Annotated in this window: 7 protein-coding genes and 1 tRNA gene; 3 read left to right on the top strand and 5 right to left on the bottom strand. The window is 39.9% G+C overall.

Features of this window, described 5'->3' with window-relative positions; translation table 11 throughout:
* Window positions 1-137: 137 nt before the first annotated feature.
* Both pta and A5294_RS04250 read left to right on the top strand, forming a co-directional pair.
* Complete coding sequence (pta, locus tag A5294_RS04255) at window positions 138-1,844, top strand: phosphate acetyltransferase (RefSeq protein WP_004111340.1); 1,707 nt, start codon at window positions 138-140, stop codon at window positions 1,842-1,844.
* A 150-nt stretch (window positions 1,845-1,994) separates the two neighbouring features.
* Window positions 1,995-3,224, top strand: a complete 1,230-nt coding sequence (locus tag A5294_RS04250; RefSeq protein ID WP_004106960.1) for an acetate/propionate family kinase — start codon at window positions 1,995-1,997, stop codon at window positions 3,222-3,224.
* Between the two features lie 77 nt (window positions 3,225-3,301).
* On the opposite strand, the gene aroA is transcribed toward A5294_RS04250, so the two are convergent.
* Together aroA and A5294_RS04240 are read right to left on the bottom strand one after the other, a co-directional pair.
* Window positions 3,302-4,663 carry a 3-phosphoshikimate 1-carboxyvinyltransferase gene (aroA, locus tag A5294_RS04245; RefSeq protein ID WP_064340547.1) on the bottom strand — a complete coding sequence of 454 codons (1,362 nt, stop codon included), beginning with the start codon at window positions 4,661-4,663 and terminating at the stop codon, window positions 3,302-3,304.
* Window positions 4,664-4,744: 81 nt separating this feature from the next.
* Window positions 4,745-4,818: transfer RNA gene (locus A5294_RS04240), tRNA-Pro, on the bottom strand.
* A 184-nt stretch (window positions 4,819-5,002) separates the two neighbouring features.
* On the opposite strand from A5294_RS04240, the gene A5294_RS04235 reads away from it, so the two are divergent.
* Window positions 5,003-6,106 carry a hypothetical protein gene (locus tag A5294_RS04235; protein WP_004119320.1) on the top strand — a complete coding sequence of 368 codons (1,104 nt, stop codon included), beginning with the start codon at window positions 5,003-5,005 and terminating at the stop codon, window positions 6,104-6,106.
* Window positions 6,107-6,212: 106 nt separating this feature from the next.
* On the opposite strand, the gene glgX is transcribed toward A5294_RS04235, so the two are convergent.
* The 3 genes from glgX to A5294_RS04220 form a co-directional block, all read right to left on the bottom strand.
* Entirely contained in the window at window positions 6,213-8,342 is a 2,130-nt protein-coding gene (gene glgX / locus A5294_RS04230) for a glycogen debranching protein GlgX (protein ID WP_032835386.1), read from the bottom strand.
* A gap of 81 nt (window positions 8,343-8,423) precedes the next feature.
* The gene (locus tag A5294_RS04225; protein ID WP_064340546.1) at window positions 8,424-9,308 is read right to left on the bottom strand and encodes a Nif3-like dinuclear metal center hexameric protein; all 885 of its coding nucleotides are present in this window, start codon (window positions 9,306-9,308) and stop codon (window positions 8,424-8,426) included.
* A 21-nt stretch (window positions 9,309-9,329) separates the two neighbouring features.
* On the bottom strand, window positions 9,330-11,280 hold a 1,951-nt coding region (locus tag A5294_RS04220), incomplete at its 5' end, for a DNA polymerase (protein WP_231880192.1).

The raw sequence follows: 11,280 nt of genomic DNA, 5'->3' as shown, positions 1-11,280 counted from the left end.
TTTATAATTACTATTTTGTGCGTGTACAACATAGATAAGCCGTACAATAGAAAAAGTTTGTTTATATTGCAAAATGCAAAACTTACATTAACAATATAAACCTAGCAGTAACACGAAGTATCAAAGGAGAACGCATCGTGTCGCATATTAATGTAACAATTATCGGCAACGAAGATATGTACGGCAGAAATGCTGTTGCATTCGGAATAACACATATTCTGTCTAATAACTACAGCACTACTGTTTTTCGTCCATGCGCTCAACCAAATGACACTTTTACTAAACAACTTTTGGGTATCACAAATACTTCAACGAAATTAGAGCAAGTTATTGCAACAACTCCAGAAATAGTTAGAACAAATAAAGACACAGTGCGAGGAGATATCGTTGCGCGCTATAACGAATTGTTGCAATCCACCTCTGCTCAAGCTTCTATTATTGTTTCTAGTGACGCAAACCCAGCATATGATCCAGAACTGTTTTCTTTCGACGCAACTGTTGCAGCTGACTTGGCATCACCTGTTTTTCTCACAGTTTCAGCTCAAGGCAGAAACTCACAACAAATTTTACAAACTATAGATTCTGCAAATGCTTGCGTTCTTAAATCATGCACACAAGTTTTAGGAGTATTTGTTACAAACTGCGATCCAGAACTTGGAGCTGAGTTAATGCGTGACTATAGCTCTAGGAATTATGCAAACTCAAACGACGAAGCATCCCGAGTAAGCCAAACTCCATTATGGGTTTTGCCACCAATAGATGAAGAAACTAAAAATTCTTCATTAGAAACATTCGTAAATTGCGTTCGAGAAAATGATGTTCTTAATGCTCTCCACCAACCATTTAAAGTTCCAACTACACCTTATGCTTTCCAATACAGTTTATTAGGGAAAGCAAAAGAAAATAAGAAAACTATAGTTCTTCCGGAAGGAGAAGAAGATCGTATTCTTAAAGCAGCAAACTATTTGCTAGAACGTGATATTGTAAATCTAATTATCATTGGAGAACGCGAATCTATTCTTGCTCGAGCAGAAGAACTAAATCTCAATTCTCTTTGCAAAGCTAGTTTCCAATCTATGCACGATGAAGCAATGCTAAGCCATATGATTACAAAACTTTGCGAATTAAGAGCAAAGAAAGGAATGACAGAAAAGCAAGCGCGTGAACAATTAACAGATGCAAGCTACTTCGGCACCATGCTAGTAGTACTAGGTCAAGCAGACGGTCTTGTTTCTGGTTCAGTTAATTCAACCGCTAACACTGTACGTCCTGCTCTTCAAGTTATCAAAACTAAGCCTGGTTCTAAGCTGGTTTCTGGAGCATTCCTTATGTGCTTCAAAGATCACGTATCTGTATTTGCAGATTGTGCAATCAACCCAAATCCTAGTGCAGAACAGCTTGCTGATATTGCTATTCAGTCTGCACACACTGCAGAGACTTTCGGACTCAACCCTAAAGTTGGAATGCTATCCTATTCAACGCTTGGTTCAGGAAAAGGGCCAGATGTTGATACTGTAGAGGAAGCAACACGCATTGCGAAAGAAAAAGCACCTGATTTAGCAATTGTTGGATCTATACAGTTTGATGCAGCATGGTCTCCTACAGTTGCTGCAGCAAAAGCAAAAAATAATAGTATTGCTGGTCATGTGAATGTATTTGTATTCCCTGATTTATGCGCAGGAAATATCGCTTATAAAGCCGTGCAACGCTCTAGCGGAGCACTGGCTGTTGGTCCAATTTTGCAAGGATTAAATAAGCCTGTAAATGATTTGTCTAGAGGAGCTTTAGTACAAGATATTATTAATACCGTTGCTTTAACCGCGTTAGAAGCACAATCAGAATAAACATAATAAAGCTCCTAAAACAGCATCACAGTGCGTACGTAACCTTGAGGTATTGCATTGCACTCAATATCTTTAAGTTTGTAGGAACTTAACGCTAAACTAGAGCGTGGCAATTTATAAGCCTTATCAATACTTATGGAGGATGCCCACATGGCAAAAACCGTTCTTGTTATCAATTCTGGTTCCAGTTCGATTAAGTATCAACTCGTTGACTTGGAAAGCGGTGAAGGCATCGCTTCCGGCATCGTTGAGAAGATTGGCGAGCCAGTTGACGGCCACTACAAGCACGTATTCAATGGCGAAAAGCATGAGTTCAATGAGCCAGTTCACGATCACGAGCAGGGCTTGAAACGCGTACTTGGATTCTTCGAAGAATATGGTCCAAAGCTTTCAGAGTCTGGCATTGTTGCTGTCGGTCACCGCGTTGTTCAGGGTGGCTTAACATTCCCTAAGCCTGCATTAGTCAATGAAAAGACAATCAATAAGGTTAAGGATTTGGCAGTTTTGGCTCCACTTCACAACGGTCCAGAAGCTGTTGGCGCTGAAGTCATGACTGAACTTTTGCCAGATGTTCCACAAATTATGGTATTCGATTCTTCATTCTTCCATGATTTGCCACAGGTTGCAGCAACTTATGCTTTGAACAAGGAAATCGCAGATCGCTATCATATTCGTCGTTATGGTGCTCACGGCACTTCTCACGAATACATTGGCTCTGTTGTTCCAAGCGTTGTCGGTAAGCCTGCAGAAGGTTTGAAGCAGATTGTTTTGCACATTGGTAACGGTGCTTCTGCTTCTGCTCAGATTTCTGGAAAACCAGTCGAAACTTCTATGGGCTTAACCCCACTCGAAGGCTTGATGATGGGCGGTCGCACTGGCGATATTGACCCAGCTGTAGTATTCCACCTTATTCGCAACGCTCACATGAACGTGGACGAACTTGACACTCTCTTCAACAAGCGTTCAGGCATGATGGGTATGACTGGTCATGGCGATTTGCGTGATATTCACAAGCTCATCGCAGAAGGCGATGAAAACGCTAAGCTCGCTCTCGGCGTATACGTGCACCGCATTGTTGGTTATATTGGCAACTATACTGCTCAAATGGGCGGCGTTGATGTCATTACCTTCACAGCTGGTGTCGGCGAAAACGACGAAATTGTGCGCGCTCGCGTATGCGAAAAGCTTGAGCCATTCGGCGTTAAGCTCGATAAGGAAAAGAATTTGGTTCGTTCTAAGGAGCCACGCGTTATTTCCACTCCAGACAGCTCTGTGATTATTGCTGTGATTCCAACGAACGAAGAGTTGGCTATTGCGCGCAAGGCTGCAACCATTGCTGAAGCTGGTGAAGATAGCTACGGCAACAAGTTTGAGCACTAAATTGTTTGCGCTTAACGGCGTAGAACAAAATAAATAAATATGAATAATCCCGGGTCAAAAAGGCTCGGGATTATTCATTATTCAAGCATTCTATGCCACATTCCTGGAAAATCAGGAATCGTTTTGCGAGTAGTAGAAATATTTTTGATTCTTATATTTTCTATGCGTAATCCAAGCATTGCAGCAAAAGTTGCCATTCTGTGATCCGCATAAGTTTCCATTACTTCCCCATGCATATGATTACTTGGCTCAATACGAATGCCATCTTCGAGCTCTTTAGCACCAATCCCAACTCGATTCAATTCATTAACTAAAGCTTGCAAACGATTCGTTTCATGCCCTCTCAAATGCGCGATACCATGAAGTTCACTCGGACCGTCCGCAAAAGCAAGAATAGCTGCAATACTAGGAGCAATCTCTCCTGCTGCACTCAAATCAAGATACGGAATTGCTTTAATCGAACCATCGCTTTCCACATGCATTATTCCAGCATCATCGCTTGTTTTTTCAAAACTAACTTTTGCGCACATTTTCTCTAATATTCCAGGAAGCAATCCTCCAGGTTGAGTTGAAGAAAACGGCCAATTAGGTATACTGACACTTCCTCCAGCAATCAATGATGCTCCTAAAAATGGCGCAGCATTAGAAAGATCAGGCTCTATAGTAACAGTATCAGATAAAGCTATTTTGCTCTCTTTAACATGCCACATTGCGTTGCTAGTCATATTTACAACCCCACCCGCTTTGCAAATATCGTCCATAGTCATGCGAATATGCGGCATACTTGGCAATGTGTCACCAATATGTTTAAGACTTAAGCCTCCAGGTATACGTGAACCAATTAGAAGCATCGCAGAAATAAATTGTGATGATGAAGAAGAATCAATTTGCACGATTTTTTCAGAAAAATTATTTATTTTAAATTCGACTGAAGGTGGCGTAATAGTAAAAGGTAAGAAACCCTCTTCTCCTTGATACTCTACGCGAGCACCAAGCTGCTCTAAACCGTCAAGAACTGGCTTCATAGGACGCGCATAAGCTTGCTTATCGCCATCAAATCGCACAGCTTTATTTGCAAATAAAGCTAAAGCTGCAACGAAACGCATTACAGTTCCAGCTAAACCACAATACACTTCAGCATTATCTGGAATCCTAAAAACTCCGTCTTCTGGAGGAATTACACGAAGCTTAGTTCCATCTTCATTTAATGACTCACATCTAACGCCAAATGTAGATAAAGCGCTAATCATAAGCTCCGTGTCGCGCGAGCGCAATAATCCTTGTAAAACTACTGGTTTTGTGCCCAAAGCTGCCAAAATTAAATAACGATTCGACAAAGATTTACTTCCAGGAACCTCAATATAAGCTTTTAATTGATGATTAGCATACGGCGCTTTCCAAAAAGTAGTGCAATCTGCAATATCGTTAATACCACTCATACTATGAATACTATCGATTGACATGTACTGTTAAATAAGAATAAAAAGCAAAAATACGCATATTTCATTAGATATAAAAAGTCGGGGTGACAGGATTCGAACCTGCGACATCCTGCTCCCAAAGCAGGCGCGCTACCAAACTGCGCTACACCCCGAGGCTTTTGAACTGATTACCAGTTCCAAGCACAATCAATTACAATAGCGCACTTTGCAGACAAATGCAAATTACGACACACGTATTATGAAAATTTTTTCTTCATTACAAAATTCGACTAACAAAACTCATTACTAGCCACCAAACGATACAATAGAATTAGTTTAAAGAAAAAGGGGCTAAGTATGGGACGCTTCCAGCGAACAGAGGCAATGGGGTTAATATCATTCATAGTTTGTGCAGCTTGTGGAATGATTATTATGAGAATGTATATGGCAACAATGCCAGCATTTTGGCAAATTAGCCAGCGATTATTCCTTACAGCTTCAACTATTGTGTCTTTGTGCAGCGTAGGCGCTTTTATTGTTGGATACTTGCGTACAAATAAAAAAGTTATCAGCCATCACTTAATTCGAGTAGCTAAGCACGCGTTTGAAATAACAGCGCTTTCTACGATTTACGGCGCAACGATGTTTCTTATGTCTTTTGCTTTGCTATCTATTATTAATAGCATTATTGGCAGAGCGGCAATGAACAGCTATTTACCAGTATTATGCTCAGCTTTATCTGGAATAGTTGGATACGCAACGCTTATTCAAGCTGAACTTCTTGAAGCTAAAACTGTGGCTTCCCTCCTGCCATTATTCGTTATTTCTGGAGCTGCAACTGCAGGTCTTACGACAGATGATCCGTACTGGTATAACAATAATTTCTCTCAACTTGGAGACCGCACAACATTTGCAGCTAGTATGTTTAATGCAACACTTGTTTTGTCAGGAATTTGCATTATCATAACGAGCTACTTTGCTATTACTGAATTCGTTGCAACACAGCACGAAATGCTACAACACAATAACCAAAAACTGATTAAACACTTCAAGATGCGCACAACTGTTATGGCAGCTTTGCTGATTCTTGGAGGAATATCGTTTATTGGAATAGGAACTTTTAGATACACGCCACATCCTTTCTTACATGATTTATGTGCTCGAGGAGTGACAGGATTAATTTGCACAATGCTTGTTTGCCTTCCATGGCTTGCTCCTAGGCTTTCTCGCACATTCTATATTGCTTCCGATTTAGCGGTTATTCTTACTGCGTGGGCAGGAAATCAGTGGGTACATGGAAATAATACTCTTACAAATGTTGAAGCATTATCATGTCTGCTATTTCTTGGATGGATTATTGTATTTTCACGACAAGTTGCGGCTATGCAAAGCGATCGTCTTCAATCAAAAATAAATCAAGCTTTAATATTAAATAGAAGCTCAAAAGCACAAATAGAATAAGAACAAAAGATAAATTAAACTAACAAAAGCAGCGTAGAAACTTAAATTTCTGCGCTGCTTTTAGTTTTTACAAGTCACGAACTTCTTTACGAATAAAGCATAATACTCAACATTCTGGCTTATGCTCGCTCATAAGAAGCAAGAAACTACGAGATTGTGCGACAATATTAAATCCTGCTTCATATAACAATTCCGGACCCTTTGGATTATATGTGTCCACAATCAACTTCCACTTCTCACCATAACGTTTATCTGGCAAAGTAAAAGTAATAGGTTCATAATGCGCATTAAAAATAAGAATAAAGTCATTATCAACCATTCTCGTTCCATACCAGTCAGTTTCTGGAATATCCGAACCATTCAAATAAATCATCACAGATAAAGCATGAGTATTTGACCAGTCCTCCATATCCATAACAGTACCGTTATGGTCAAGCCATTCAACTTGTGGAATATCGCTTACATCATCTCCAGCAGAACGACCTGTAAAGAAACGACGACGATGCAACACAGGGTGCTTCAAACGCAGGTGAATAAGCTTAGAAACGAAATCGAACATATCTCGCTGAGTTTCGTTATAATCCCAGCTTATCCACGAAATAGCGTTATCTTGGCAATAAGCATTGTTATTACCATTTTGCGTGCGCATGACTTCATCACCAGCGCATATCATAGGAATGCCCTGGCTCATCAAAAGAGTTGAGAACAAATTACGTATTTGACGTTCACGCAATTCGTTAACATCGTGAATATTAGTAGGTCCTTCAACACCGCAATTCCACGAACGATTGTCGTTTGCACCATCGCAATTGCCTTCTTTATTAGCTTCATTATGCTTTTCGTTATAGCTAACTAAATCGTTCATAGTGAAGCCATCGTGAGCTGTAATAAAGTTCACGGAAGCTACAGGCTTTCGTCCATTTTGCTCATACAAATCTGAGCTACCCATAAGCCTGCTAGCAAATTCAGGTAATGTAGATGGTTGTGAGCGCCAAAAGTCGCGAACACAATCGCGATATCTTCCATTCCACTCAGACCAACTTGGAGGGAATCCACCAACTTGATATCCACCAACACCAATATCCCAAGGTTCAGCAATAAGCTTCACACTTGAAATAATGGGATCCTGCTCAATAATGTCAAAGAATGCAGAAAGTTTATCTACTTCTTGGAACTGACGAGCAAGAGTTGCTGCTAAATCGAAACGGAAGCCATCGACATGCATTTCAGTTACCCAATAACGCAAACTATCTGTGATTAACCGCAACGCTTTTGGAGAACGCATAAGTAAGGAATTACCAGTACCAGTAGTGTCAAAATAATGACGCTGATCATTATCTACAAGACGATAATATGCACGATTATCAATACCACGGAAACTCAAAGTAGGACCACGGTCATTGCCCTCAGCAGTGTGATTGTAGACAACGTCTAGAATCACTTCCATGCCTGCAGCATGATACGCCTTAACCATTGACTTAAATTCGTTAACTTGCTCTCCGCGCTGACCAGAGCTGGAATAAGAATTTTGAGGAGCGAAGAAACCAATAGTGTTGTATCCCCAGTAGTTACTTAATCCTTTATTTTGCAAGAAAGAATCGTTTACAAACTGATGGATAGGCATCAATTCTATTGCAGTAACACCAAGCTTCCTTAAATAAGAAATAACGCTTGGATGTGCAAGTCCAGCATAAGTGCCTCTAATATCTGGAGGAACACGTTTATCAAGATTAGTCATTCCACGAACATGAGCTTCGTAAATAACAGAATCATGATACGGAATCATAGGGTGCTGATCATTACCCCAATCAAAATACGGGTTAATAACTGCAGCCTTCATCGTATGATCCGCAGAATCCAAAGTATTCATTGCTGAAATATCATCTGGATTATCAAACCAATACGAGAAAAGACTCTCATCACCGTCTATATTTCCTTCAATCGCCTTGGCATATGGGTCAAGCAACAACTTATGAGGATTGCACCATAAACCATGAGAAGGATCATAGGGTCCGTGAACACGATAACCATAACGCTGACCAGGCTGTATGCCTGAAACATAGTTATGCCACACGTATGAGTTCTGCTCAGTCATATCAATACGTGTTTCATTATCATGCTCATCAAATAAACATAATTCAACGCGCTTTGCAACTTCGGAAAACAGCGCAAAATTCACGCCAGCGCCATCATAGTTTGCGCCAAGCGGATACATGGAACCTGGTCGTATATGCATAATATAAGTATCTCATATATTCGAGTAGTTTTCACGTCATGTTGACGTTATTTAAAAAAGCTTGAATTTTAAATGAAAGCCTCAATTAATAACGTAATTCCATGGATCGCAAGCTTCACCTAACCAAGCAACTTCTGGACGCTCTCCATACATTTCTTCTATGCAGTCAGCAATATCATTAATCGCATAAGTAAACCACAATGACTCAATAGCACTATGAGAAGTGTTAATAATCATAGGATATGTGTGTTGAATGTAATCTTCACCAGAAGAAAGACGCAGTTTCGATTCATATTTAGCTCGCTCAATTGCGTCAAGTGCAGGATGATGACGCAAATCGCTTGTAACATATACGTCAACTTTTTCCTTGCGAACTTCATCTAACAAGCTTTCCCCAGAACCAGGCAAAACAGCTACTGTACTAACTTTCGCATCAAGATTTCCAGCAACTTGAACACCAACTTTTGTATGAGGAAGAACGTTAAAAACATTTTGCGCAAAATCACGCAATGATATTGGCACATCCAAAACACCAATTCTGCCTAAGCCAATGTTACGTCCAGCAGAATCGATCTGTTTAGAAACAACAATTGGACGCAAATTATGAAGACCAAAATACTCTGCCGCAGCATGAGCAACTCCACGCCACGCGACATCCGCATTAGTGTGACCAACCCATAGCGCACAATTATTACTAATTAAACGCTGTACAATTTCACCACGAACAGTTTCGTTTGAAACTCCATGCACAGCTTTGAAAAATAGCGAATGATGAGTCACTAATAGGTTGGCACCCATTGATAACGCTCGATCAACTGCGCTAATCGTAGGATCACTGACACATACGATTCGCTGAATTTGGGAATTCAAGTCTCCAACAATAAGACCAGGCTCATCCCACTCTTCAGCAAAGCTTAATGGGTATAATGTTTCTATAGCTTCAATTACTTTGCTTAATCTAATCATTTCTTCTACCTTTAAGTAGTGTTAATGCGCTGCTAGTTGCCAATCTACACCAACTCCAGTAGAAACATTAAGAGGAACATCTAAATGCACAGCATTTTCCATAGCTTTACGCACAATATTTTCTACCTGCTCTTGCTCACCATGTGAAATTTCTAAAATCAATTCATCATGTATTTGCAATATTACTCGGCTACGAACTTTTGCTTCACGCAATCCCAAATCAACACGAAGCATAGCAAGTTTCATAATATCTGCGGCAGTACCTTGTATTGGAGCGTTAAGAGCTCCGCGCTCAGCAGCTTCACGAGATGCACGATTATTGGAAGAAAGCTGCGGGAAGTACCTACGTCGACCAAACATAGTTTCTGTATATCCAAGTTCTTTTGCCTTTGACACAAGAGATTCCAGATAGTCATGAACATTGCCAAAAGTATCAAAATACTTATTCTTCAACATTTCAGCTTCAGCCGGACTAATAGAAAGCTGTTTGGCTAGTCCATAAGTACTCAATCCATATGCTAATCCATAGCTCATAGCTTTTACATGAGAACGTTGATCCGGCGTTACTTGTTCAACAGGAATCTTATAAACTAAGCTCGCAACATATTTATGAAAATCTGCGCCGGAACGGAATGCTTCAATAAGAGTTTTATCATGAGATGCATGAGCCATAATACGAAGCTCAACTTGTGAATAATCACAACTCATTAAATATTCAAATTCTTCTCCTGGAATAAAAGCAGCACGAATCTCACGACCAGCAGCATTCCTATTAGGAATATTCTGGAGATTAGGATCAGCAGAACTTAAACGACCAGTTGCCGCAATAGTCTGCTCAAAAGTTGTATGGATGCGCCTATCATCATAATGAGCCGCATCAATTAAACTTTGCACAATCTGCTTCAATTTATTAGTTTCGCGATGTTTAAGTAAGGCGCCCAAGAATTGACTTGCAGGCTCTTCGGGATCGAGTTTAACGTACATAGCTTGCAAAGCTTCGGCATTAGTCGTGTACGAGCCATTCTTTGTGCGACGAGTAGGTTTAAGACCAAAATGCTCAAAAAGTATTTGCTGCAACTGCTTAGGACTTTGTAAATTAACAGAACTACCTGCAACTTTCCAAGCCATATTTTGCGCGAACTCAGCATCTGCAGAAAATTGCTTAAGCATACCACTTAAACGTTGCATATCAACTGCAGCACCGACGTCTTCCATGCCACGCAAAACTCGCGAAATAGGCATTTCCAAATCAGTCATCAAACCAGTTTGTTTTCTATCATCAAGTGTTGAAGCAAAATGAAGAGCCAAAAGACGAATAAGAAGCGCAGTTCTTAAGAATTTAGCTTCACGCGCTTGAGTTTGCTTTTCATTATTTTCTTCTTCACTGGCTGGCGTTTCATCGTCAATAAGAAGATCGAGCTCACCCTGCTTAGCTTCATTTTCACCCAAATTATCTTCATCTGACTGAATATCTAAATAATGTTCAGCCATATTTTCTAAAGTTTCAGCTCGAAAATCAGGCTCCAATAAATATGATGCCAATCGAGTATCAAGAAGTGGAGTGCCAAATGAATTATTCGAATCGAATAATTTTAGCGATTTTAGCAATCCCAAATGCTTTTTATAATCATGCAATACTGTTATTGAAGAATTTTTTTGCAAGAACTTTCGCAACATCTCGAGCAAAGCTCGATCTGCCGATTGCAAATCAGACGCGTACAATAACACAGCTTTATGAGCAACAAGAATTATTAAAGAATCTGCAGTCAACTCAAAATGATGTTTTGAATTCTTCTTGCACTCATGAGCGTATATTACAACTTCTTGATTTTTCAGTATAGGTTCGGCACATTTACGAGAATTATTTATAATTTTTTCGGAACTTAATTCTTCAAAATTCTCTTCTTCGGAACTTAGTTGGTCGAAAGTATCTTCAGTATTTTTTGAATCTTTCTTTATTTCTGTATAAAGT

The organism is Gardnerella sp. 30-4 (assembly GCF_001641215.1).
Classification (GTDB): Bacteria; Actinomycetota; Actinomycetes; order Actinomycetales; family Bifidobacteriaceae; genus Bifidobacterium; species Bifidobacterium leopoldii.
This window is presented reverse-complemented; position numbering and strand designations above follow the sequence as displayed.

Coding starts and splice junctions, on each gene's coding strand:
- glgX (WP_032835386.1), bottom strand. CDS start 8,342: ATGCATATACGACCAGGTTCCATGTATCCGCTTGGCGCAAACTATGAT.
- A5294_RS04250 (WP_004106960.1), top strand. CDS start 1,995: ATGGCAAAAACCGTTCTTGTTATCAATTCTGGTTCCAGTTCGATTAAG.
- A5294_RS04225 (WP_064340546.1), bottom strand. CDS start 9,308: ATGATTAGATTAAGCAAAGTAATTGAAGCTATAGAAACATTATACCCA.
- aroA (WP_064340547.1), bottom strand. CDS start 4,663: ATGAGTGGTATTAACGATATTGCAGATTGCACTACTTTTTGGAAAGCG.
- A5294_RS04235 (WP_004119320.1), top strand. CDS start 5,003: ATGGGACGCTTCCAGCGAACAGAGGCAATGGGGTTAATATCATTCATA.